The organism is Thioalbus denitrificans (assembly GCF_003337735.1).
In the GTDB taxonomy this organism is placed as follows: domain Bacteria; phylum Pseudomonadota; class Gammaproteobacteria; order DSM-26407; family DSM-26407; genus Thioalbus; species Thioalbus denitrificans.
Window position 1 is genome coordinate 65,757 of the sequence record NZ_QPJY01000001.1, and the last position, 20,949, is coordinate 86,705.

General features: G+C 70.8%; 25 protein-coding genes. 14 read left to right on the forward strand and 11 right to left on the reverse strand.

From position 1 onward, the window contains the following. Positions 1 to 4: 4 nt before the first annotated feature. The gene (locus DFQ59_RS00265) at positions 5 to 448 is read right to left on the reverse strand and encodes a hypothetical protein (protein WP_147275133.1); all 444 of its coding nucleotides are present in this window, start codon (positions 446 to 448) and stop codon (positions 5 to 7) included. A 329-nt stretch (positions 449 to 777) separates the two neighbouring features. On the opposite strand from DFQ59_RS00265, the gene DFQ59_RS00270 reads away from it, so the two are divergent. After that, positions 778 to 1,143, forward strand: coding sequence for a phasin family protein (locus DFQ59_RS00270; protein WP_114277669.1), 366 nt, complete (start codon positions 778 to 780; stop codon positions 1,141 to 1,143). Between the two features lie 71 nt (positions 1,144 to 1,214). Here DFQ59_RS00270 and DFQ59_RS00275 read toward each other — a convergent pair whose 3' ends face one another. Then, positions 1,215 to 1,475, reverse strand: a complete 261-nt coding sequence (locus tag DFQ59_RS00275; RefSeq protein WP_114277670.1) for a hypothetical protein — start codon at positions 1,473 to 1,475, stop codon at positions 1,215 to 1,217. 137 nt (positions 1,476 to 1,612) lie between these two features. Here DFQ59_RS00275 and DFQ59_RS00280 point away from each other — a divergent pair, with 137 nt between their 5' ends. Then, positions 1,613 to 2,107 (forward strand): retropepsin-like aspartic protease family protein, encoded by a 495-nt coding sequence (locus tag DFQ59_RS00280; RefSeq protein ID WP_114277671.1) that lies wholly within the window; start codon positions 1,613 to 1,615, stop codon positions 2,105 to 2,107. Between the two features lie 381 nt (positions 2,108 to 2,488). Here DFQ59_RS00280 and DFQ59_RS00285 read toward each other — a convergent pair whose 3' ends face one another. Together DFQ59_RS00285 and DFQ59_RS00290 are read right to left on the reverse strand one after the other, a co-directional pair. Further along, positions 2,489 to 3,976, reverse strand: coding sequence for a DEAD/DEAH box helicase (locus DFQ59_RS00285; RefSeq protein WP_114277672.1), 1,488 nt, complete (start codon positions 3,974 to 3,976; stop codon positions 2,489 to 2,491). 223 nt (positions 3,977 to 4,199) lie between these two features. Beyond that, a complete protein-coding gene (locus DFQ59_RS00290) occupies positions 4,200 to 4,523 on the reverse strand; it encodes an HPF/RaiA family ribosome-associated protein (protein ID WP_114277673.1) in 324 nt (107 codons plus the stop codon). A 170-nt stretch (positions 4,524 to 4,693) separates the two neighbouring features. Here DFQ59_RS00290 and nhaR point away from each other — a divergent pair, with 170 nt between their 5' ends. The 11 genes from nhaR to DFQ59_RS00340 all read left to right on the forward strand — a co-directional run bounded on the left by nhaR (position 4,694) and on the right by DFQ59_RS00340 (position 13,732). After that, positions 4,694 to 5,593: a transcriptional activator NhaR gene (gene nhaR, locus DFQ59_RS00295; RefSeq protein WP_114277674.1), complete on the forward strand. Its 900-nt coding sequence runs from the start codon at positions 4,694 to 4,696 to the stop codon at positions 5,591 to 5,593. A 199-nt stretch (positions 5,594 to 5,792) separates the two neighbouring features. Next, positions 5,793 to 5,942, forward strand: a complete 150-nt coding sequence (locus DFQ59_RS19670) for a hypothetical protein (protein WP_170141975.1) — start codon at positions 5,793 to 5,795, stop codon at positions 5,940 to 5,942. Further along, positions 5,939 to 6,442: a Na+/H+ antiporter subunit E gene (locus DFQ59_RS00300; RefSeq protein WP_245937130.1), complete on the forward strand. Its 504-nt coding sequence runs from the start codon at positions 5,939 to 5,941 to the stop codon at positions 6,440 to 6,442. The genes DFQ59_RS19670 and DFQ59_RS00300 overlap by 4 nt, the downstream gene beginning before the upstream one ends. Continuing rightward, entirely contained in the window at positions 6,435 to 6,698 is a 264-nt protein-coding gene (locus DFQ59_RS00305; RefSeq protein WP_114277675.1) for an MrpF/PhaF family protein, read from the forward strand. Before DFQ59_RS00300 ends, DFQ59_RS00305 begins: the two co-directional genes overlap by 8 nt. Continuing rightward, positions 6,691 to 6,975 carry a monovalent cation/H(+) antiporter subunit G gene (gene mnhG / locus DFQ59_RS00310; protein WP_114277676.1) on the forward strand — a complete coding sequence of 95 codons (285 nt, stop codon included), beginning with the start codon at positions 6,691 to 6,693 and terminating at the stop codon, positions 6,973 to 6,975. The genes DFQ59_RS00305 and mnhG overlap by 8 nt, the downstream gene beginning before the upstream one ends. After that, on the forward strand, positions 6,972 to 7,928 hold the full coding sequence (locus DFQ59_RS00315) for a hydrogenase subunit MbhD domain-containing protein (protein ID WP_114277677.1): 957 nt from the start codon (positions 6,972 to 6,974) through the stop codon (positions 7,926 to 7,928). The genes mnhG and DFQ59_RS00315 overlap by 4 nt, the downstream gene beginning before the upstream one ends. 1 nt (position 7,929) lies before the next feature. Further along, a complete protein-coding gene (locus DFQ59_RS00320; RefSeq protein WP_114277678.1) occupies positions 7,930 to 8,214 on the forward strand; it encodes an NADH-quinone oxidoreductase subunit K in 285 nt (94 codons plus the stop codon). Beyond that, entirely contained in the window at positions 8,207 to 9,664 is a 1,458-nt protein-coding gene (locus tag DFQ59_RS00325) for a complex I subunit 5 family protein (protein WP_114277679.1), read from the forward strand. The genes DFQ59_RS00320 and DFQ59_RS00325 overlap by 8 nt, the downstream gene beginning before the upstream one ends. Continuing rightward, positions 9,661 to 11,163 carry a complex I subunit 5 family protein gene (locus tag DFQ59_RS00330; protein ID WP_114277680.1) on the forward strand — a complete coding sequence of 501 codons (1,503 nt, stop codon included), beginning with the start codon at positions 9,661 to 9,663 and terminating at the stop codon, positions 11,161 to 11,163. The genes DFQ59_RS00325 and DFQ59_RS00330 overlap by 4 nt, the downstream gene beginning before the upstream one ends. Beyond that, positions 11,160 to 12,764 carry a proton-conducting transporter transmembrane domain-containing protein gene (locus DFQ59_RS00335; RefSeq protein WP_114277681.1) on the forward strand — a complete coding sequence of 535 codons (1,605 nt, stop codon included), beginning with the start codon at positions 11,160 to 11,162 and terminating at the stop codon, positions 12,762 to 12,764. Before DFQ59_RS00330 ends, DFQ59_RS00335 begins: the two co-directional genes overlap by 4 nt. A 32-nt stretch (positions 12,765 to 12,796) precedes the next feature. Further along, positions 12,797 to 13,732 (forward strand): universal stress protein, encoded by a 936-nt coding sequence (locus DFQ59_RS00340; RefSeq protein ID WP_114277682.1) that lies wholly within the window; start codon positions 12,797 to 12,799, stop codon positions 13,730 to 13,732. Positions 13,733 to 13,829: 97 nt separating this feature from the next. Here the strand turns inward: DFQ59_RS00340 and DFQ59_RS00345 are convergent, their stop codons facing one another. From DFQ59_RS00345 to DFQ59_RS00370, 6 genes are all read right to left on the reverse strand, one after another. Beyond that, entirely contained in the window at positions 13,830 to 14,480 is a 651-nt protein-coding gene (locus DFQ59_RS00345; RefSeq protein WP_114277683.1) for a dioxygenase family protein, read from the reverse strand. A 110-nt stretch (positions 14,481 to 14,590) separates the two neighbouring features. Then, the gene (locus tag DFQ59_RS00350; RefSeq protein ID WP_114277684.1) at positions 14,591 to 15,232 is read right to left on the reverse strand and encodes a lysophospholipid acyltransferase family protein; all 642 of its coding nucleotides are present in this window, start codon (positions 15,230 to 15,232) and stop codon (positions 14,591 to 14,593) included. Positions 15,233 to 15,241: 9 nt separating this feature from the next. After that, positions 15,242 to 16,183 (reverse strand): phosphatidate cytidylyltransferase, encoded by a 942-nt coding sequence (locus tag DFQ59_RS00355; RefSeq protein ID WP_245937131.1) that lies wholly within the window; start codon positions 16,181 to 16,183, stop codon positions 15,242 to 15,244. Continuing rightward, positions 16,180 to 16,785 (reverse strand): CDP-alcohol phosphatidyltransferase family protein, encoded by a 606-nt coding sequence (locus DFQ59_RS00360; protein WP_114277685.1) that lies wholly within the window; start codon positions 16,783 to 16,785, stop codon positions 16,180 to 16,182. The genes DFQ59_RS00355 and DFQ59_RS00360 overlap by 4 nt, the downstream gene beginning before the upstream one ends. Positions 16,786 to 16,994: 209 nt before the next feature. Further along, positions 16,995 to 17,927 carry an aldo/keto reductase gene (locus DFQ59_RS00365; RefSeq protein ID WP_114277686.1) on the reverse strand — a complete coding sequence of 311 codons (933 nt, stop codon included), beginning with the start codon at positions 17,925 to 17,927 and terminating at the stop codon, positions 16,995 to 16,997. A gap of 17 nt (positions 17,928 to 17,944) precedes the next feature. After that, entirely contained in the window at positions 17,945 to 19,576 is a 1,632-nt protein-coding gene (locus tag DFQ59_RS00370) for a formate--tetrahydrofolate ligase (RefSeq protein WP_114277687.1), read from the reverse strand. Positions 19,577 to 19,823: 247 nt separating this feature from the next. Between DFQ59_RS00370 and DFQ59_RS00375 the strand changes: the two genes are divergently transcribed. After that, positions 19,824 to 20,273, forward strand: coding sequence for a hypothetical protein (locus DFQ59_RS00375; protein WP_114277688.1), 450 nt, complete (start codon positions 19,824 to 19,826; stop codon positions 20,271 to 20,273). A 92-nt stretch (positions 20,274 to 20,365) separates the two neighbouring features. On the opposite strand, the gene DFQ59_RS00380 is transcribed toward DFQ59_RS00375, so the two are convergent. Continuing rightward, on the reverse strand, positions 20,366 to 20,773 hold the full coding sequence (locus DFQ59_RS00380; RefSeq protein WP_114278446.1) for a hypothetical protein: 408 nt from the start codon (positions 20,771 to 20,773) through the stop codon (positions 20,366 to 20,368). Positions 20,774 to 20,949: the final 176 nt, after the last annotated feature.

The following is a 20,949-nucleotide window of genomic DNA, read 5'->3' on the forward strand; positions in this document are numbered from 1 at the left end:
GGGATCAGCGCAGACCGGCCACCAGCACCTCGCCGGTGGTGACCTGCAGCGCCAGCAGGTCGTGGTTCAGCTCCTCGAGCTCGGTGCTCACCGTATCGAGTTCTTTCCGCGCCTGATCGGCGCTGTGCTTGCGGAAGGCGGCGTAGAGCAGGCCGCCGGGCATGATGGCCGCGATCAGCGCATCCTTCGCCCCGAACCGGCGCTCCTCGACCCGGGTGGAGAGGGCCTCGCTCTCCTCGCGCAGATCGGCACGCAACGACCGGACCTGGGCGAGCAGCTCGGGGGCCGGCAGCGGCGCCGGCATCTGCCACGCCAGGCCGCTTTCGACTGCCGGGAACGGCGCCGTGGCGGGCACGGCCTGCTCCTCGGCCACGACAGCGTGGGCGGCGACCAGCGAACCCAGCATGAGGCCGACCCGGGCAAGGCGGCGGTGGGAAATTTTTCTCATCGATGACCCCCGTTGCAATCGCGAGGGGGTAGATTACGGAAAACCGATAAACGACTACAATGACGCAGGTCATTGTAATCAAAGATAATTATATTCCCAGGACTTCCGGTGCCAGATGATGGGGGCGGAGTGCCGCGCCAGGATAACCGTCTCCCGCCCGCCGCGCCAGGGCCCGCCGCAGCCCCATGGACGCCGTTTCACCGGAATCGATGGGGCAACTTTTAACATACCGGAAACAAAAGACTTGTTGCGGCGCAACAATCTCTCTGCTAAGCTGATTTCCAGTTGAGCTGATTTGCTCTCCCCCCAACTGCCAGAGGATTGCCCCCATGTACCAGGACCTGTTCAACAGCTGGACCGTCAACGCCGAAAAGATGTTCGCCCCTTCCCGCAAGATGGCCGACCTGACCATCGCCAGCACCGAGAAGCTGTTCGCCCTGCAGATGGCCCTGACCCAGGGTTACTTCGAGCTGGGCATGAAGCAGCTGAAGTCCATGCTGGAAGTGAAGGACGCCGAGAGCCTGAAGTCCTTCGTCAGCCTGCAGGCCGAGGTCGCCAAGAACGTCAGCGAGAAGGTGATGGCCGACGCCAAGGCCGTGGCCGACCTGAACGCCGAAGTGGGCGCCGAGGTCCAGAAGCTGACCCAGGAGAGCCTGCAGTCGGTGGTGGCTCCCAAGGCCAGGAAGGCGGCCTGATCATTCCAGCCTGACAACGCCAGTGAAAGCCGCCGGACCCGATCGGGTCCGGCGGCTTTTTCATTTCTCTCTCAGCGCTGCGGCTGGCCGGGCGCCATGCCCGGCACCATCTGCATCGGGTTGACCTGCTGCATCTGCCGGCTGCCCTGCAGGACCGCCTCCGCCATGTGGTCGACGCTCGCCCGCATCCCCTTCACGTCGGCGCTCAGCTCGGCCACCTGCCCGGTCATGCGTTCCATGTGATCGCTCATGTCCGCCATGATCTTGACCATCGCCAGGAACGCCACCCCGGCCACGGCCGTGAGGACCCACACCGCCACTCTGTTGCCCATCCCGCGCCTCCCTGAACGCCCGCACAGTCCCACTGGGAGATTAGCCCAGCACCCGGCTCCTGGCGACCACACGGGGCGCGCCGCCCCGGCGCACGGATAGCTCCGCCGCACGCCCCGGGCACGTTACACTGGCCGGCATGAACCGCATCGGCACCGGCAACGTGATCCTGGCCTGGATAGTGATTCTCGGCCTGCTCACCTGGGGCTTCTCCGCGCTCCTGGACTACCAGCGCAATCCCAACCGCGCTCTGGCCACGCACACCGACGGCAGTATGAAAGAGGTGGTGCTGAAACGGAACCGCGACGGCCATTACGTGGCCGATGGCGCCATCAACGGGCATACGGTGACGCTGCTGGTGGACACCGGCGCCACCACCGTCACCCTCCCCGGCGCGCTGGCGGCGCGGCTGGGCCTGGCGCGCGGCGCGCCCCTGCGGGCCCAGACCGCCAACGGCACCGCCACCGTCTACGCCACCACCCTGGCCAGCGTCGCCCTGGGCGGCATCGTGCTCCATGACGTGCGCGCCAACATCAGCCCGGGCATGACCGGCGAGGAGGCGCTGCTGGGCATGAGCTTCCTGCGCGGGCTGGAACTGATCCAGCGCGACGGCACGCTGCGAATCCGGCAGTAGGGCTGGTTAAAACGGCTCGTCAGCCGAATTCGCCGGTGCGGAGAGAAGAAGCTTTCTCTCGCCAAGAGGCCCGGAACGCCAAGGAGCCAACCATTCTCTTCCAGCCGATCAACGATCCGGGCGATCCCCTGCCGGATGAGCACCTCGCCGAATTTGAGACCTCGGTACTCGACTTCCCTTGGCGTTCTTGGCGAGAGCCAAAAGGATTTCCTCCCGGAATGGCACAACCCGGGAAATGTGCCTCGCCGCCACTACTGTCCATGCGCATCATGCACATGGCGCTCGTCATGAGCGAAACATCCACCCACGGATTCTGCGGACGAACCGAAAAAAAGGCCGGGGGTCGCCCCCCGGCCTCTCATGCGCGCAAGACCGACGGCCTCAGTCGCGGCCGCCGCCCAGCAGGGCCGGCACCTCGCGCCGCGGGCGGGCGTTGAAGCGCTCGGCCGCCGGGCGGCCGCCACGGGGCTTGCCCGCGCCGTTGCCGCCGCCGTTGCCGGAACGGTTGCCGCCCTGGCGCTGACCGCCTTCGCCGGCGGCGCCGCTACGGGCCGCCCGCGCCCCTTCCTGGGAGCGGCCGTCCCCGCGCCGGCCACGACCGGCGCCCGCCTCCTGGCGCGGGGCGCGACCACGGCCGTTGCCGTTGCCGTTGCCGTTGCCATTGCGTCCGCCACCGGCCGGCCGGCCGCCGCGCCCGTTCCGACCCTGGAGGATGGGCTCCGCCTTGATGCTGGGATCGGGCTTGAAGCCCTCGATGATCTCCTTCGGGATCTCGCGCTTCAGCAGCCGCTCGATGTCGCGCAGGAAGGCGTGCTCGTCCACGCACACCAGGGAGACCGCCTCGCCCTCGTTACCGGCACGGCCGGTGCGGCCGATGCGGTGCACGTAGTCCTCGGGCACGTTGGGCAGCTCGAAGTTCACCACGTGGGGCAGCTGGTCGATATCCAGGCCGCGGGCGGCGATGTCGGTGGCCACCAGCACCCGCACCGCGTTGCGCTTGAAGTCCGCCAGCGCCTTGGTGCGCGCCCCCTGGCTCTTGTTGCCGTGGATCGCCGCGGCGGTGATGCCGTCGCGCCCCAGCTGCTCGGCCAGGCGGTTGGCGCCGTGCTTGGTGCGGGTGAACACCAGCACCTGGCGCCAGTTGTTGGAACCGATGAGGAAGGAGAGCAGCTCGCGCTTGCGCTTGGCGTCCACCGGGTGCACCCGCTGCGAGACCCGCTCGGCGGTGGTGTTGCGCCGGGCCACCTCGATGAGCGCCGGGTTGTCCAGCAGGTCGTCGGCGAGGGTGCGGATCTCCTCGGAGTAGGTGGCCGAGAAGAGCAGGTTCTGCCGCTTCTTCGGCAGCAGGGCGAGAATCTTGCGGATATCGCGGATGAAGCCCATGTCGAGCATGCGGTCCGCCTCGTCCAGCACCAGGATCTCCACCTGGGAGAGGTCCAGGGTGCGCTGGCTCACGTGGTCCAGCAGCCGGCCGGGGGTGGCCACCAGGATGTCGACACCGCGGCGCAGGGCCGCGATCTGGGGGTTGATGCTCACCCCGCCGAAGATCACCGCCGACTTCAGCGGCACGTGCCGGCCGTAGGTCTGCACGCTCTCGGCCACCTGGGCGGCCAGCTCGCGGGTGGGGGTGAGAATCAGGGCGCGCACGGCGCGCCGCCCGCCACCGGGCACGGTGGCGTGGAGCCGGTGCAGCAGGGGCAGGGTGAAGCCGGCGGTCTTGCCGGTCCCGGTCTGCGCGCCCGCCATGATGTCCCGGCCCTCGAGGATCACGGGAATGGCCTGGCGCTGCACGGGGGTGGGCTCGGTGTAGCCCTTTTCGGTAACGGCGCGGGTGACTTCGGCCGACAGGCCGAGGGAACTGAAAGGCATAAGAGTTGAAGCTCCTGGTAAAGCCTGCCGGGAATGCGTCCCGGGCCGGCCCAGGCGAAAATCGATAGGTTTGGGGTGGTTCGAGGCAGATCGGAAGTGGATTACCGCGACAACCTGGCGCAGGCCGGAGTGCGCCGGATGCCGCACTATAACAGAACCTGACCGTCAACGTGTGTTTATTTACGCCAGCGCGGCGGAGTCGCCCCGGCGCACCCCGGCCACATCAACGCGCCCGCGCCGCGCTCCAGCGCGGGCGGGCCAGCTGTCGCTCCACGGCCCGGCCGGCCCGGTCCAGGGCGCGGCTGATGGCCCGGTGGAGGTCCGCCTCCCGGTCCTCGATCACCACTTCGGCCTGCCCCTTGATCCGCACCCGCACCCGGCAGCACAGGTCCGGCCCGCCGCGGGAACCGTTGCGATCCTCCAGCCTCACGCTGACGCCCCGCACCCGCGTCCCGTGGCGGGTCAGGGCCAGCCGCACCCGCCGCTCCACCTGCTCACGCAGGGGCTCCGTCAGGGCGAATCCCAGGGCCTGGATATCGATATGCATCCCATTCGCCTCCTCCGCCGGACGATGGATGTGAGACTAAGTTCCGCTAACGCTTCGGATAAGTCGATTAACATCGGACAAAGCATCGGAAAAACCGAGGAACGAACCTTGGCCGCACAGGCTCTCTTACTTTGCGGCCAGCGCGATACGGGACCCATCGGGAGGGGGAGATGTTCCAGCTCAACCTGAAGCACCTGCGCTACTTCTGGGTGGTGGCCTCCCTCGGCACCATCGCCCGCGCCTCCGAGCGCCTCCACCTCACCCCCCAGACCATCAGCGGCCAGCTGCGTCTGCTGGAGGAGCGCATCGGCACGCAATTGTTCGAGAAGTCCGGCCGCAACCTGGTCCTCACCGAGACCGGACGCCTGGTCTTCTCCTACGCCGACGAGATGTTCCGGCTCGGGACCGAGTTGCAGGACCTCATCGAGGGCCGGCCCCTGGAGCGGGGGCTGGTCTTCAACGTGGGGGTGGCCATGGTGGTGCCCAAGCTGCTCGCCTACCGGGTACTGGAGCCGGCGATGCAGATGCCGGAGAAGGTGCGGCTGGTCTGTCACGAGGCGCCCCTGGTGGACCTGCTGGCCGACCTCTCGGTGCACCGGCTGGACCTGGTGCTGGCCGACGCCCCGGTCAGCCCGACACTCAACATCCGCGCCTACAACCACCTGCTCGGCGAATCGGGCAGCACCTTCTTCGCCCGGGGCGAACAGGCACGGCACTACCGTGAGGGGTTTCCGCGCTCCCTGGATGGCGCCCCCGTGCTGATGCCCACCGCCAGCAGCGCCCTGCGCCGTTCCCTGGAACAGTGGTTCGAGCATGAGGGGATCCGCCCCCGGGTCGCGGCGGAGTTCGAGGACCGCGCCCTGATGAAGGCCTTCGGCGAGGCGGGCATCGGCGTCTTCACCTCGCCGGCCGCCATGGAGGCGGACGTGCTGGCCAAGTACGGCGTCGAGGTCATCGGGCGCACGGACGCGGTGCAGGAGCGCTACTACGCCATCTCCGCGGAACGCCGCATCAAGCACCCGGCGGTGGCCGCCATCACCGCATCCGCCCGCACCGATCTCTTCACCTGAACACCCGCGGGCCACGCCCCGCGCCGTCGCCATGGGGCGGGCCGCGCGCCTTGCGGCGGGCGGTTTCCGGCCCGCTGACAGTTCGCAATAATCGAACTGTCAGCGACAACAATACGAATTATCCGCAGCTTCCAACCTCGACTATAGTCGGATCAGGGCACACGCCGTGCCCGCCGAGGCGACACTGGAGGAGGCCACCATGATCCTGCTGCTCACCACCCTCTCGGGGCTGGCCACCGGCTGGCTGCCGGCCGTTCTGGCCGGCCGCGGCGAGCGCCCCGGTCCGGCCCTGCAGCCGTTGCCCGTGCGGATCCGCAACCGCCCCGGCCGCCGCCGGGACGCGCCGTGACCCCGCCCGCCCCCCTCTCCCGCGGCTTCCGCCCGGCCACCGCCCTGCTGGCGGCGGCGGTGCTGTGGTGGATCCTGGCCGGCGGCAGCGCCGCCTCCTGGGCGATCGGCGTCCCGGCGGTGGTGCTGGCCGCCTGGTCCGCCCGCCGGCTGGGGACGGGGTCGGCCCTGTCCCTGACCGGCCTGCTGCGCTTTCTGCCCTTCTTCGCCTGGGAGTCGCTGCGCGGCGGCGTGGACGTGGCGCGGCGCACCCTGGGGCCGCGGCTGCGCATCGCGCCGGGCTTCCTCGACTATCGCACGGCGCTGCCCGAGGGCGCGCCGCGCCGTTTCTTCGCCACCTGCGTGAGCCTGCTGCCGGGCACCCTGGCGGCGGAGATCGAGGGCGACACCCTCGCCGTCCACCAGCTCGACGCCGGCGGCGACAGCCAGGCCGAGCTGGCCCGACTGGAGCGGGCCGTGGCGGGCCTGTTCGGCCTGCCGGGGGCGCGCCCCCATGGCTGAATTCCTGGGTCTCGCCGCCACCCTGCTGCTGGTGACCGTCGCCCTGGGGCTGATCCGGGTACTGAAGGGCCCCGACGCCGGCGACCGGCTGCTGGCCGTCCAGCTGCTGGGCACGGCCGGCGTGGGCTTCCTGCTGCTCCTGGCGCCCCTGCTCGGCCAGCCGGCCCTGGTTGACGTGGCGCTGGTGCTGGCCCTGCTGGCGGTGGTGGCGGTGGCGGCCTTCACCCGCGGCGGCCCGGAGGCGGACCATGACTGACCTGCTCACCCTCCTCCTCGTCGGCGCCGGACTGCTGTTCTACCTGGCCGGCAGCATCGGGCTGCTGCGCCTGCCGGACCTCTACACCCGCCTGCACGCGCTGACCAAGGCGGACAACCTGGGTCTGGGCCTGCTGGTGGCGGGGCTGGCGCTGCAGGCGGAGAGTCCGGCGGCGGTGCTCAAGCTGGCGCTGGTCTGGCTGCTGGTGCTCGCCGCCAGCGGCACCGGCGCCCACCTCATCGCCCGGCGCGCGCGCCGCGGGGAGGACCGGCCGTGAGCGGACCGCCCGGACTCCTGCTCGACGGCCTGCTGGCGCTGCTCCTGCTGGGGCTGGCGGCGGCCGTGATCAGCAGCCGCGAGCCGCTGCGCGGGGTGATCCTGTTCATCGCCTTCGGCCTCCTGCTGGCACTGGTGTGGGCGCGCCTCGGCGCCCCCGACGTGGCCCTGGCGGAGGCGGCCATCGGCGCGGGGCTGAGCGGCGCCCTGCTGCTGGCCGCCGCCCGCGACGAACGCGGCGACGCAGCGCAACCGGGCGCCGACCGGCCGGTGACGATACTCCTGGCCCTGCTCGCCGCCGGCTTCGGGCTGGTGCTGGCATGGGCGCTGGCCGCCAGCCTGCCGGCCGCCGACCCGGTGCGCCTGGCCGGCGCCGTGGCGGAGCAGCTGCCCCGGAGCGGCGTCACCAACCCGGTGACCGCCGTGCTGCTCAACTTCCGCGCCTACGACACCCTGCTGGAGCTGGCGGTACTGCTGGCCGCGCTGCTCGGCATCAACGCCCTCGGCGCCGGGCGCCCCGCCTACGGCCCCGCCCCCGCCCTGCTCTCCGGGCTGGCCGGCTGGCTGGTTCCGCTGCTGCTGCTCACCGGCGCCTACCTGCTCTGGGCCGGCGCCCACGCCCCGGGCGGCGCCTTCCAGGCCGGCGCCCTGGTGGCCGCCGCGGGGGTGTTGCTGCGCCTGGCGGGCGTGCGCGCCGCGGGACTGCCCGCCGGCCTGCCGCTGCGCCTGGCCGCGGCGGGCGGCGTGGGGCTGTTCCTGGCGGTGGGCCTCGCGGTGACCCTGGCCGGGAACGCCTTCCTGCAGTACCCGGCGGCGGCGGCCGGGCTGCTCATCCTCCTCATCGAGAGCGCGGCGGTAACGGCCATCGCCGCGGCCCTGGTAATCGCCTTCCTGGGCGGAGAGCCCGAACCCTGGTCACCGTCCACGGACCGTTCCCGGCCGGAGCAGGCCTGATATGCCCGCCCCCCAGCTCATCTACCTCCTCAGCGGCTGCGCCCTGGCGGCCCTGGGCCTGTTCGGCGCCCTGGCCCACGCGGCGCTCCTGCGCCGGGTGATGGCGCTCAACATCCTCGGCGGCGGGATCTTCCTGCTGCTCATCGCCACCGCCTGGAACGGTCCCGGCGCAGCCGCCGACCCGGTGCCCCACGCGCTGGTGCTCACCGGCATCGTGGTGGCGGTGAGCGCCACCGCCTTCGCCCTGGCCCTCGGCCGGCGCCTGCGGGCGACCCGCGATGAGTAACCTCCTCGCCGGGATCGTGGCCCTGCCCCTGGCCGCCGCCCTGCCGGCGCTGGTATGGCCCGTGGCCGGCCGGCCGCTGGCGCTGGCCGCCACCGGCCTGACCCTCGCCGCCACCCTCCTGCTGCTGGGAGAGGTGGCCGCCGCCGGCACGGTGACGCTGGTACCCGGGGGCTGGACGGCCGGGCTCGGCATCGTCCTGCGGGCCGACGGGCTCTCCGCGGCGCTGCTCGCCATGACCGCCGCGGTGGCCCTGGCCGCCACCCTCTACGCCGGGCGCTACTTCGCCGGCCATCCCGCCGGACGCCACTTCTGGCCCCTGTGGCTGCTCCTGCTCACCGCCCTCAACGCCCTGTTCCTGGCCGCGGATCTCTTCAACCTCTACGTGACCCTGGAGCTGCTGGGGCTCGCCGCGGTGGCGCTCGCCACCCTGGCCGGCACGCGGGCGGCGCTGGAGGCGGCGCTGCGCTACCTGCTGGTGGGCCTGCTGGGCTCCATGGCCTACCTGGCGGGCGTGGCCCTGCTCTATGCCGCCTACGGCCGCCTCGACCTGGCCGGGGTGGCCGCCGCCATCGGCCCGGACCCGGCGGCCGCGGCGGCGCTGGCGCTGATGTTCGCCGGGCTGCTGCTCAAGACCGCCGCCTTCCCGCTCCACTTCTGGCTGCCGCCGGCCCACGGCAGCGCCCCGGCCCCCGTCAGCGCGGCCCTCTCGGCGCTGGTGGTGAAGGCGGCCTTCTACCTGCTGCTGCGCCTGTGGCTGGACCTCTTCGCCCCGGTGGCGGGCGCCGGGGTGGCGACGCTGCTCGGCGCACTCGGCGCCGCGGCGGTGCTGTGGGGATCCTGGCAGGCCCTGCGCGCACCCCGGCTGAAGCTGCTGGCGGCCTACTCCACCGTGGCCCAGGTGGGCTACCTGCTGCTGTTCTTCCCGCTGCTCGCGGTCCTGCCCCCCGGGCCGGCGCGGGAGGCGGCCTTCGGCGGGCTGGTGCTGCTGGCCCTCAGCCACGGCTTCGCCAAGGCCGGCTTCTTCCTCGCCGCCGGGGTGGTGCAGCGGCACGCCGGCCACGACCGCATCGCCGAACTGGACGGCACGGTGCAGCGCCTGCCGGTGACCAGCTTCACCCTGGCGCTCGCCGGGGTGGCCCTCATCGGCCTGCCGCCGAGCGGCACCTTCCTGGCCAAGTGGCAGCTGCTTTCCGGCGCCATCGGCGCCGGGCTCTGGTGGCCGGTGGCGGTGGTCGCGATCGGCACCCTGCTGGCGGGCGCCTATGTCTTCCGCCTCCTCGGCCACCTGTTCGGCAACGCCGTGCAGCCCGCCGGGCGGCGCCTGGCGGGGGCGGGCGAGGAACTGCCGCCGCTGCTGCTGGCGCTGGCGGCCGCCGTGGCACTGGGGCTGTTCGCCGCGCCGCTGTGGGAGCTGCTCGCCCCCCTCCCCGCCCCGGGGCCGCGGCCATGACCCTGCAGACCACCCTGCCCGCCCTCATTGTCCTCAGCTCCCTGCTGCCGGGGCTGGTGATCTTCCTCCTGCGCGAGGAGGCCCACCGCCTGCGCACCGTGCTCAACCTGGCCGGCGCGGTGCTCAAGCTGGCGCTGGTGGGGGTGATGATGTGGGGGGTGTTCCAAGGCGCGGCCTACGAGAGCCGCTGGACCCTGGCCCCGGGGCTCGACCTGGTGCTCCATGCCGACGCCCTCTCGGTGCTGTTCGTCACCCTCTCCACGGTGCTGTGGCTGGTGACCACCCTCTACGCCATCGGCTACCTGGAGCACTCGCCCCACCGCAGCCGCTTCTTCGGCTTCTTCAGCCTCTGCGTCTCGGCCACGGTGGGCCTGGCGCTCGCGGGCAACCTGTTCACCTTCCTGGTCTTCTACGAGGTGCTGACGCTGGCCACCTACCCCCTGGTGGCCCATCGCGGCACCCCCGAGGCCACCCGCGGGGCGCGCATCTACCTGGCCTACACCCTCGCCGGCGGCACCGCCCTGCTGGTGGGCACCGTCTGGCTGCGGGCGGTGGCCGGGCCGCTGGAGTTCGTGGAGGGCGGACTGCTCGATGCCCTGCCCCCCGGACTGCACCCGGAGCTGCGGCTCATCTTCGTGCTGCTCATCGCCGGGCTGGGGGTGAAGGCGGCGCTGGTGCCGCTGCACGGCTGGCTGCCCCAGGCCATGGTGGCGCCGGCGCCGGTGAGCGCCCTGCTGCACGCGGTGGCGGTGGTGAAGGCGGGGGCCTTCGGCATCGTGCGGGTGGTGTACGACGTCTACGGGGTGGAGTTCGCCCACCAGCTGGGCCTGCTCGCCCCCCTCGGGGCGCTGGCGGCGCTCACCATCGTCTACGGCTCCGTGCGGGCGCTCACCCAGGACAGCCTGAAGAAGCGGCTGGCCTGGTCCACCGTCAGCCAGGTCTCCTACATCGCGCTGGGCGCCGCCATCCTCGGCCCGCTCGCCACCATCGGCGGGGTGGTGCACCTGGTGCACCAGGGGCTGATGAAGATCACGCTGTTCTTCGCCGCCGGCAACTACGCCGAAACCCTCGGCATCCACCACGTAAGCGAGATGAACGGCGTGGGCCGGCGCATGCCCGGCACCACGCTCGCCTTCACCGTCGGGGCGCTCGGCATGATCGGCATCCCGCCGGTGGCCGGCTTCGTGAGCAAGTGGTACCTGGGCCTCGGCGCGGTGGAGGCCGGCGCCGCGGCGTGGGTGCTGCCGGTGCTGGCGGCGAGCAGCCTGCTCAACGCCGCCTACTTCCTGCCCATCCTCCATCGTGCCTGGTTCCGGCCCGCCCCCGCCGCCTGGCCGGAGGAGCATATACCCGCCCGCCGCCTGGAGACCGTCGGCCTGCTGCTCTGGCCGCCGGTCGTCACCGCGCTGCTGGCGCTCGGCGCGGGGCTGCTGGCCGCCACCCCCTTCAGCCCGCTCGACTGGGCCCGCCTCATCACCGCCCGGGAGTACGCTCCATGACCGCGACGCTCCTCCTCGCCTGGCTGGTCCCCTGGCTGGCCATCCCCTGGGCCCGCGGCCGCGGCGGCCCGGTGCCGGCGGCGGCCCTGCCGGCGCTGGCCGCGGCGCTGCTGCTGCCGGCGGACGTGGCTCTGGACCTGCCCTGGCTGCTGCTGGGCGTGAGCCTCGGCCTCGACCCCGGCGGCCGGATCCTGCTCCTCGCCGGGGCCCTGGTGTGGCTTGCGGCGGCGGCGATGGCCCGCGACACCCTGTCCGGACCCCGTGCCGGCCGCTTCCGGACCTTCTTCCTCCTGGCCATGGGCGGCAACTTCCTGCTGCTCCTGGCCCAGGACGCCCTCACCTTCTACCTGGGCTACGCGGTGATGGGGCTCTCCGCCTACGGGCTGGTGGCCCACCGGCCCTGGGCGCGCCGGGCCGCGCGGGTCTACCTGGCCTGGACCCTGGTGGGGGAGGTGGCGCTGTTCACCGCGCTGGTGCTGCTGGCCGCCGGCGCCGGCGGATTCGACTTCGCCACCCTCCGCTCCGGCGCGCCGGGCCCGGCCGCCCTGGTCCTGCTGCTGTTCGCGATCGGCATCAAGCTGGCCGCCCCCGGGCTGCACCACTGGATGCCGCTCGCCTATCCCGCCGCCCCGGCCGCGGGCGCGGCGGCGCTGGCTGGGACGATGATCAACGCCGGCGTGCTGGGCCTGCTGCGCTTCCTGCCCCTGGGTGGAGCGACCCTTGCCGGCTGGGGCACGGCGCTGGTGGGCATCGGCCTCGTGGCTGCCTTCTACGGCGTGGCGGCGGGCCTCCTGCAGCGGCGGCCCGGGGTGGTGCTCGCCTACTCCAGCATGAGCCAGATGGGCGTGCTCACCACGGCGCTGGGACTGGCGCTGGCCGAGCCCGCCGCCGCGGCGCCGCTGGCGGCGGCCGTCACCCTCTACGCCGCCCACCACGGGCTGGCCAAGGGCGGGCTGTTCCTCGGCCTCGGGCTGCGCCGGCGGGGCGTCCCCTGGACGCTGCCGGGGCTGGCCCTGCTGGCCCTGGCCCTGGCGGGTGCGCCCCTGACCAGCGGGGCCGCTGCCAAGGCGGTGCTGAAAGAGGCGCTGCCGCCGGAGTGGAGCGGCCTGGTCCTGGTACTGGCCCTGGGCAGCGTGGCCACCACCCTGCTCATGGTCCGCTTCCTGTGGCTGGTGCGCCGCCCCCCGGCGGTCCGCAGACCGGCGCCGCCCCTGGCCTGCAGCGCCTGGGCGGCGCTGCTCGGACTGGTGGCCCTGTTCCCCCTCCTGGCGGGCACCTGGGGCGCCAGTCTCTCCGCCGCCGGCAGCCTCGCGCTCGGACTGGGGCTCGCCGCCCTGGCGCTGCGGGTCGCGGCCGGCCGACGCCTGCCGCGGATCCTGCGTCTCCCGCCCGGCGACCTGCCCGAGCTCGCGCTGCGCGCCCTGGTCCGGCTGCCCGCCCCGCGGTTGCCGGGACCGCCAATCAGCGGAGCGGGCTTGAGGGCGGCGGGAAAGTGGCTCATCGTCCAGGAGACCGGGCCGGGGTTGCGGCGCTGGCCGGTGGCCGGCGCCCTGTGGCTGGCCCTGGGCGGCCTGCTGCTGTGGCTGGCCGCGGGCGGCTGAATCTTTGTCAACCTGCACTGGGAGCAACGAGCATGCAACGTTTCAAGAACATCCTGCTGCTGGCTCATGGCGACGCTGACCCGGCACCGGTGCTGCAGCGCGCCGCCCGTCTGGCCCAGGCGAACGAGGCCCGGCTCACGGTGATGGACGTGATCGCGCCCATCGACGACGCCCGCCGGCTGGAGGAGCGCCTCGGCCTCGACCTGACCGCCACGGTGCGCGACCGCCGCCTGGATGCGCTGCACCGGCTCACCGCGCCGTGGGCGGACAACGGCGTGCTAATCCACACCAAGGTGGCGACGGGCACCCCCTTCATCGAGGTCGTCCGCGCGGTGCGGAACAACGGCTTCGACCTGCTGATGAAGGCCGCCGAGCCCCCGGCCGGGACGCTGCAGCGGCTGTTCGGCAGTCTCGATCTGCACCTGCTGCGCAAGTGTCCGTGCCCGGTCTGGATCGACCGGCCCGGCATGCGGGAGAGCTACCGGAGCGTGCTGGCCGCGGTGGATCCGGCCGGTGACGCCGACCCGGCGCTCGACCGCACGATTCTCCAGCTCGCCACCTCCCTGGGTCGACGCGAGGATGCGGCGGTACACGTGGTGCACGCCTGGGATCTGCCCGGAGAGTCGATGCTGCGCGACGGCATGGCGCGGATTCCGCTGGCGGAACTGGAGCGCCAGCTCACGATCATCCGCGAACACCACGAGGCGCTGGTGGAGAGCCTGGTCGCCCCCTTCGGCATGGACCGGAACAGCCCTGCCGTCCACGTGGCCAAGGGGCGCCCGGCGGATGTCATCGCCCGGATCGCCGGGGAGACCGGGGCGGATCTCATCGTCATGGGCACCGTGGGCCGGACCGGCATCCCCGGCCTGATCATGGGCAACACGGCGGAGGAGATCCTGCAGACCACCCAGCTGCCGGTGCTGGCGGTGAAGCCGGCGGGCTTTATCTCGCCCATCGCCCCCGACTGAGTCCGGGCGGAGACACCCCGCGGGCATCTCCGTCCAGGGCGAGCCAGCCCCACAGGAACGCCAGCGCCGGCATCTGCACGGCGTTGACGGCCATGATCTAGCCCGCCGGGGTGCCGTCGACGCCGCCGAGCACGACGTCGAACCCGGCCGCGAGCTCCGCGCCGGGGCCGCCGCCCGGGGCGAACTCCGCCAGGACCAGGCCGCGCCGCTCCGCGGGGATGCGGTTGAAGAGAAAATCCCCGGCGTTGCCCGGCTCGCCCTGGATGTAGATCTGGGTCACGAAGGGCTCCTCCCACTCGCTGAACACCGCCATGTGGATGTGGGGCGTGCGCCCCGGGTAGGGCACCGGGCGGATGGTGCGGAAGCGGTAGCGGCCGTCGGCGCCGGTGCGGGCCTGGCCGTGGCCCTGGAAGCCGGGGTCCGGCGGTGAGCCGCCGCGCTCGCGCGGATGCCGGTAGCGGCCGTTGGCGTCGCACTGCCAGATCTCCACCCGCACCCCCGCGATGGGCCGGCCGTTCACATCGAGCACGCGGCCGCCGAGGTCGGTGATGCGGCCCCGCGCCACGCCCGCGTGCCCGGCCACGCGGGTGAGATCGTTGTCATCGTCCAGCGGCAGCTCGACCGGGTAGAAGGGCCCGGCCGTCTGCGCCGGGGTGGGCTCCAGCAGCCGGGCGGCCAGCGCCGGACCCGCCACCAGCAGCCCCGCCAGGCCGGCCACCAGCCGCCGCCGGTGGTGATTGGTTGCCATCGCGCCGTCCTCATCCTCTCTACATGATTGGTTAGAGACACAGCTGAAGCACGTGTTCCCCATAGCCGCCGAGAATGATCGGAGACATTCCAAGGCACGTATCGCGTGGCTCATTCCCACTGCGGAAAGCTGCCCTCGGCAGCCAGTGCCTGCATGGCCGATTCCAGTCCACGCATATACGCCAACCGACCATCACTCCAGGTGAGCCGTTTGCCGACGTATACATCACAGAAGAATGGCACCAGCAACGCTTCACCCCGCGGCAACGCCTTACCCAACCCGTGCAGATAAATCGGTATGACCGGGATGTCCGGATGGCGCTCGGCCAGGTATGCAACGCCCTTCTTGAACCGGGAGAGACGTTCCGGCTCCCCCCGCGTTCCCTCGGGGAAGAGGATCAGGATCCGTCCCGCCGCCAGGGCCGTCTCCAATGGCGCCAGGGGGTCTCCGCAACGAACCGGTTGATCCCTGCGGATGGGCAGAATGCCGATGATTTCCCGTGCGAACCAAGCCAGTGGACGATTCCTCAGAAAGTAGTCATCCGCCGCGACGGGCTGCAGCCTCGACAGAAGCCGTGCCGGCAACAGTGTCATGAGCACCAGGGTATCGAGATGGCTGTTGTGGTTGGCCACCAGGATGGCCGGCCCCGAGGAGGGCAAACGCTCGCGGTGACGCACGTTCAATCCGAGCACCACCAGGGTCACCAGACGGACCAGCCCGTTGAAGAAGAGAAAACGCAGCAGCCCGATCATTACTGCTGCTCAATAGTAGAAGTAACGGACATAGTGGAAAAACAGCGGTGCCGTATAGGTGAGGCTGTCCACCCGGTCGAGGATGCCGCCGTGACCCGGCAACAGCGTCCCGCTGTCCTTCACTCCCAAATCCCGCTTCAGTGCCGATATGGTCACATCACCCACAAAGCCGCTCACCGCGATGAGCAGACCCGCCGCCAGTGCCATGCCGCTTTCCAGCGGTGTTAGCAGTGGAGCCGCGGACCAGGCCAGCAGGACGGTTGTAACCACACCGCCGATGAAACCCGCCCAGGTTTTGTTCGGACTCACCTTGGGAACGATCCGGCGGCGCCCGAAGCGCTTTCCCCAGAGGTACTGTGCCACATCGTTGATTTGGGTCAGCGCCACGAGATAGAGCACCAGGCCGGCACCACCGTTATCGGTCATGTCGGGACCTGGCAGCACCAGCAGGTAAGCCACGTGACTCAGGCTGAATACCATGGTCATCACACCCCAATGCAGGGTGCCCACAGCCCGCAGGAAGTCCCGGGGCTCACCGATGGTCACCATCCTCAGGGGCAGCAGCAGAAACAGGTAGACCGGGATGAAAATGACGAACATTCCGTACCAGCCCGTGGCGACCCAGTAGTACTGCACCGGGATGGCGAGATAGGCCCAGAACAGGACCCGCCGGTCCGCACGCCGTGTGGGAATAAGGGAGAGATATTCCTTCAGCGCGAGGAAGCTCACGAAGGCGAAAAAAACGATGGAAACCGTGCGGGAGAGCAGGAGTGCGGCGGTGAACACGCTCACCATCAACCACCAGCTGCGCACCCGCAAGATCAACTCACCGAGATCCCGTTCCGGCTGCCGCCGGCGCATCAAGGCCAGCATCGAGCTTGCCACGATCAGAAGGACATAAAGCCCGGCGAGCATCCACAAGACGGCCGACGAGAGGTCCTGCGCGATCACCCCACCTCTCCCAGGGCGCCGCGCGCCCGATTAACCACCGTCAGCCCCAGCAGCAGGACCATCACCACCAGGACCCCGTTGATCCAGGGCGCCGCATCGACCCCCAGCCCCAGGACGGCACCCACGGCCCCGAGCCAGAGCGCCCGGTCGCTCTTGCCCATCGGACCCTCATAGCGCCGGGAAGCTCCAATCTGAACCCCCACCACCCCGGTCATCTCGCTCACCACCGACCCCAGCACAACCAGCACCACTAAAGCAGGGGATAAGGCAGGCACAAACGCCAGGGGGAGATAGAGGGCGATATCCGAGACGACGTCGCCCAGTTCGTTCAGCATTCCTCCCAGCGCAGAGACCATCCCGTGCTCGCGGGCAAGCATCCCGTCGATGGCATTCAGCGCCATGCGCAGCAGCAGCGCCAATGGCAGCAGCAGGAGGGGCCAGTGGGAGGTGGGGTTCGAGAGAATGATGGCGCCGGTACCCAGAGACAGTGCGATGGCCACCACAGTCACCTGGTTGGCGCTGACTCCGGCGGAGGCCAGGCGCGAAACGAGGGGGCGTAGCAATGCCTGGAACCGGGGTTTCAGATCATAGACGCTGGGCATGCAGCGACATCCTTCCTTGGTCGTGTGTGCCGCGCATCCTGCGCGCCACCTATTCATGTCAGCAAGCTGCTGAATCTATCATCCCAGACGGCAGCGCGGAACCACCCGGCTGCTTCACGCGCGCAGCAGCAGCCAGACGATGATCAGGAGCCCCCGGTCCCGGTGTCCACCAACACTCCCATAAACGCCATGGGTAGGTAAGCACTTGCTTACAGCGCCTCGAAGGCCGCCGCCATCCGCCGCCGCAGCGCCGCATCCGGCAGCGCGCCGCGGAGCGCTCCCATGTTCTCCTCCATGTGGGCCACCTGGGAGGTGGCGGGGATGGCGACGGTGACCGCGGGGTGGGAGACGATGAACTTGAGGAACAACTGGGCCCAGTTGACGCAGCCGATCTCCGCCGCCCAGTCCGGCAACGGCCGGCCGTGCACGGCCCGGAACAGGCGCCCGCCCTGGAACGGCCGGTTGATGATGACGGCGATGCCCCGCTCGGCGGCCAGCGGCAGCAGCCGCGCCTCCGCCTCCCGGTCGGCGATGTTGTAGGTGACCTGCACGAAGTCGAGCGGCTCGGTGCGCAGCAGCCGTTCCAGCTCGGCGTGGCGACGGCCGTGGGAGGTGGTCACGCCCAGGTAGCGGATCCGCCCCTCGGCCTTCCACTCCTTCAGGACCGGCAGGTGCGTCTCCCGGTCGAGCAGGTTGTGAACCTGCATCAGGTCAAGACGCGCCACCCCCCACAGCCCGCGGGATCGCTCCATCTGGCGGCTGCCCGCCGCGCGGCCCCGGGTCCAGACCTTGGTGGCGCTGAACAGCGCGTCGGCTTCGGGAATGCGCTTCAGGCAGTAGCCGAGCGTGGCCTCGGCGCGGCCGTACATGGGCGAGGAGTCGATGAGCGCCCCGCCGCGGGCGAAGAAGGTGCGCAGGATCGCCACCCGGGTGGCCAGCTCGGCGGTATCGGAACCCACGTCGAAGGTGATCCAGGTGCCCATGCCGATGACCGGCAGGGTCTCGCCACTGGCCGGGATGGGCCTGGTGATGATCGGTCCCGGGCCGGCGGCAAGCCCCGGGCCGAGCCACAGCGCCGCGCCCAGTCCGCCGAGCCGGGCCAGGAACGCCCGCCGGCCCGGAGTGCGAGGTTTCCGCTCCATGACGCGCCTCCGCGGGATCAGATGCCCAGCACCTCGCCCGACCCGGAGAGATCGATGTGGTGGGCGGCGGGCTCTGGCGGCAGCCCGGGCATGGTGACGATATCGCCGGTGAGCGCCAGCAGGTAGCCGGCCCCGGCCGCCGCCCGCACCGACTCCACCGGCAGCTCGAAGCCCTCCGCCTCCGGCCGGCCCGCCTGGCGCGGGTCCCCGGACAGGGTCAGGTGGGGCTTGGCGATGCACACCGGCAGCCGATCGAGGCCGAGGCAGCGGATCCGCTCCAGGTCCCGGCGGGCGGTACGGCTGAAGTCGAGCCCGCCAGCGCCGTAGATGGTGCGCGCCACCGCCCCGATCTTCGCCTCCGGGCTCTCCTCCAGCCCGTAGAGAAAGCGTGGCGGAGGCATTGGCCGATCCGCAGCGGCCACCACCGCGTCCGCCAGCGCCCCGGCCCCCGCCCCGCCCTCGGTGAAGCTGGTGCAGCGCGCCACCGCCAGGCCGCGACCGGCACAGCCCCACTCGATGGCGCGCAGATCGGCCTCGCTGTCGCCCTCGAAGCGGTTGATGGCGATGACCGGCTCGAAGCCGAACAGCCGCACACTGCTCACGTGGTGATCCAGGTGCGCCAGGCCGCGCTCGATGTCGCTGACCGGACCCCCGCGAACCGGATCGCCCCCGCCGTGGAAGCGCAGCGCCCGGGCCGTCACCACCAGCACCACCGCGTGCGGCCAGAGCCCGGAGCTGCGGCACTTGATGTCGAAGAACTTCTCCGCTCCCAGGTCGAAGCCGAAACCCGCCTCGGTGACCACGTAATCGGCGCGCGCGGCGGCGGCGCGGGTGGCCGTCACGCTGTTGCAGCCGTGGGCGATGTTGCCGAAGGGGCCGCCGTGGACGAGGGCGGGAACCCCCTCGGTGGACTGCACCAGGTTGGGCAGGATGGCGTCCTGCAGCAGGGCGGCCATGGCCCCGGTGGCCTGCAGCCGATCGGCGGTGACCGCGTCGCCGGCCCGATCGAAGCCCACCAGGATGCGCCCGAGGCGCGCCTTCAGATCCGGAATGCCCTCCGCCAGGCAGAGGATCGCCATCACTTCCGATGCGGCGGTGATGTCGAAGCCGTCCTCCCGCGGCACCCCGTTGGTGCGCCCCCCCAGGCCGATGACCGCCTTGCGCAGCGCCCGGTCGTTCACGTCCAGCACCCGGCGCCAGAACACCTGCCGGTGCTCCAGGTCCAGCTTGCTGTGGAAGTGCACCGCGTTGTCCACCAGCGCCGCCAGCAGGTTGTGGGCCGAACCCACCGCGTGCATGTCGCCGGTGAAGTGCATGTTGATGCGATCGGAGGGCTCCAGCCGGCTGCGTCCGCCGCCGGTGCCGCCCCCCTTCACCCCGAAGATGGGCCCCAGCGAGGGCTCGCGCAGCGCCAGCGCCACCCGCCGGCCCGAGCGCCGCAGGCCCTGGGCCAGCCCCACCGAAACCGTGGTCTTGCCCTCGCCGCTGCGGGTGGGGTTGATGGCCGAAACCAGGATGATGCGCCCCGGCGGCGCTTCCCCCGGGCGCGGCAGCGCACCCAGGCGCAGCTTCGCCATCCGGTCCCCGTAGATTATCAGGTCGTCGGGGGCGAGGCCGAGCTCGGCGGCAATCTCCACGATGGGGCGCATTCAGGCTCCTCTCCGGGTCGAAAGACATTGACTGTAGCTTAGTCCGTGGCAGGGGCCGACGAGCCCCGCTGCTCCACCGGAGTCACCGCCGGGCTCGCCGGCCATCACTGCACCGTGCACGCTTCATTAGTAAATATAGATACTTAACCGTTGGTTGACGGCGCGCCCAACCCGTTCTAGCGTGAAGGACACAGGGATGAAACCAGAACAATCGGACAGCGGGAAAAGCTGCCAGGAGGATGGATTGATGGTCACCTACGAAGCACTGCATCAGCAGAACCACCAGATTACCGAGCTCTCCAACGTGCTCGCCCACCTGCTCACGGACCGGAGCATGTGCGACACCGGCACCTGCTGCGAGCTCTTCTACCGCTACATGGACATGGTGCATGAACACATGGACGTGGTGGACACCCACCTCTACCCACGGCTCATCAAGCACTCCGATACCAAGGTCAACAACCTGGCCAAGGGCTTCATGAACGGCTCGGTCGAGCTGAAGCGCATCATGAACCAGTACAGCCGCAAGTGGTGCCACCCGCGCCACCACGAGCTGGCCATCGGCGATCGCTACGACTCGTTCATCACGGAAACCCGGGAGATGTTCGACCTCATCCTCGATCGCATCCAGCGCGAGACCGAGCACCTCTACCCCGTGGTCCGCGAAATCACCGGCGATCACCAGCGCGCGGCCTGACGGCCGACAGGGAACAGGCATGGCGGCCGGCGGTCCGTGGGTGCAATGCCCGCAACCGCCAGCCGCCCGTCATGGGCAGGGACAGAATCGGTTCAGTTCCGGGCCGCCACCCGGGGAAGCAGTCCGCGACCGAGAAGGAAGAACACCCACCAGGTCCCTGTCCGCAGGGTCATCGCGGCAACGGTCCGCATTTCGTAGCGTCCCCCCTGGAGAATGTGCACCCCGAACAGGACGAAGACCGCCAGCGTGGCCACGGCGATGAGCAGCGACAGCCACACCGCCCACCGGCCACCCAGCCACAGGCCGATGCCCGCGGCGATATAGGCGAAGCCCGCCAGAAAGTTGAACCAGACCACGAAGCCCACATAGTCCCCGGCCGCCGCCCGGTGGCTTTCCGTCCCGAACAGCACCTGCCCCCCGGAGACCAGGGTCAGCAGACCGAAGATCAAGGCGATGGCGGCCATAACCCGCAGGCCAATGCGGCGTCCCGATACACCCATGGATCCGATCCCCCTTTCCGCGCTGATGACGAGGGTCAAACGACGCGGACGTGACGCCTGACCGCTCCTGAGGCTATATCAGATGCCCGACTTTCCAGTAGTTGTTTTTCGCCGCCGCCACCTCGGAACCCCGCTCCCCGCCACCCATCAAACCCTTAGGCCCATCGACCCACGGG

Coding starts and splice junctions, on each gene's coding strand:
- DFQ59_RS00290 (WP_114277673.1), bottom strand. CDS start 4,523: ATGCATATCGATATCCAGGCCCTGGGATTCGCCCTGACGGAGCCCCTG.
- DFQ59_RS00320 (WP_114277678.1), top strand. CDS start 7,930: ATGCCCGCCCCCCAGCTCATCTACCTCCTCAGCGGCTGCGCCCTGGCG.
- DFQ59_RS00375 (WP_114277688.1), top strand. CDS start 19,824: ATGGTCACCTACGAAGCACTGCATCAGCAGAACCACCAGATTACCGAG.
- DFQ59_RS00265 (WP_147275133.1), bottom strand. CDS start 448: ATGAGAAAAATTTCCCACCGCCGCCTTGCCCGGGTCGGCCTCATGCTG.
- DFQ59_RS00285 (WP_114277672.1), bottom strand. CDS start 3,976: ATGCCTTTCAGTTCCCTCGGCCTGTCGGCCGAAGTCACCCGCGCCGTT.
- DFQ59_RS00350 (WP_114277684.1), bottom strand. CDS start 15,232: ATGATCGGGCTGCTGCGTTTTCTCTTCTTCAACGGGCTGGTCCGTCTG.
- DFQ59_RS00365 (WP_114277686.1), bottom strand. CDS start 17,927: ATGGAGCGGAAACCTCGCACTCCGGGCCGGCGGGCGTTCCTGGCCCGG.
- DFQ59_RS00360 (WP_114277685.1), bottom strand. CDS start 16,785: ATGCCCAGCGTCTATGATCTGAAACCCCGGTTCCAGGCATTGCTACGC.
- DFQ59_RS00340 (WP_114277682.1), top strand. CDS start 12,797: ATGCAACGTTTCAAGAACATCCTGCTGCTGGCTCATGGCGACGCTGAC.
- DFQ59_RS00270 (WP_114277669.1), top strand. CDS start 778: ATGTACCAGGACCTGTTCAACAGCTGGACCGTCAACGCCGAAAAGATG.
- DFQ59_RS00370 (WP_114277687.1), bottom strand. CDS start 19,576: ATGCGCCCCATCGTGGAGATTGCCGCCGAGCTCGGCCTCGCCCCCGAC.
- DFQ59_RS00380 (WP_114278446.1), bottom strand. CDS start 20,773: ATGGGTGTATCGGGACGCCGCATTGGCCTGCGGGTTATGGCCGCCATC.
- DFQ59_RS00305 (WP_114277675.1), top strand. CDS start 6,435: ATGGCTGAATTCCTGGGTCTCGCCGCCACCCTGCTGCTGGTGACCGTC.
- DFQ59_RS00275 (WP_114277670.1), bottom strand. CDS start 1,475: ATGGGCAACAGAGTGGCGGTGTGGGTCCTCACGGCCGTGGCCGGGGTG.
- mnhG (WP_114277676.1), top strand. CDS start 6,691: ATGACTGACCTGCTCACCCTCCTCCTCGTCGGCGCCGGACTGCTGTTC.
- DFQ59_RS00345 (WP_114277683.1), bottom strand. CDS start 14,480: ATGGCAACCAATCACCACCGGCGGCGGCTGGTGGCCGGCCTGGCGGGG.
- DFQ59_RS19670 (WP_170141975.1), top strand. CDS start 5,793: ATGATCCTGCTGCTCACCACCCTCTCGGGGCTGGCCACCGGCTGGCTG.
- DFQ59_RS00330 (WP_114277680.1), top strand. CDS start 9,661: ATGACCCTGCAGACCACCCTGCCCGCCCTCATTGTCCTCAGCTCCCTG.
- DFQ59_RS00335 (WP_114277681.1), top strand. CDS start 11,160: ATGACCGCGACGCTCCTCCTCGCCTGGCTGGTCCCCTGGCTGGCCATC.
- DFQ59_RS00325 (WP_114277679.1), top strand. CDS start 8,207: ATGAGTAACCTCCTCGCCGGGATCGTGGCCCTGCCCCTGGCCGCCGCC.
- DFQ59_RS00280 (WP_114277671.1), top strand. CDS start 1,613: ATGAACCGCATCGGCACCGGCAACGTGATCCTGGCCTGGATAGTGATT.
- nhaR (WP_114277674.1), top strand. CDS start 4,694: ATGTTCCAGCTCAACCTGAAGCACCTGCGCTACTTCTGGGTGGTGGCC.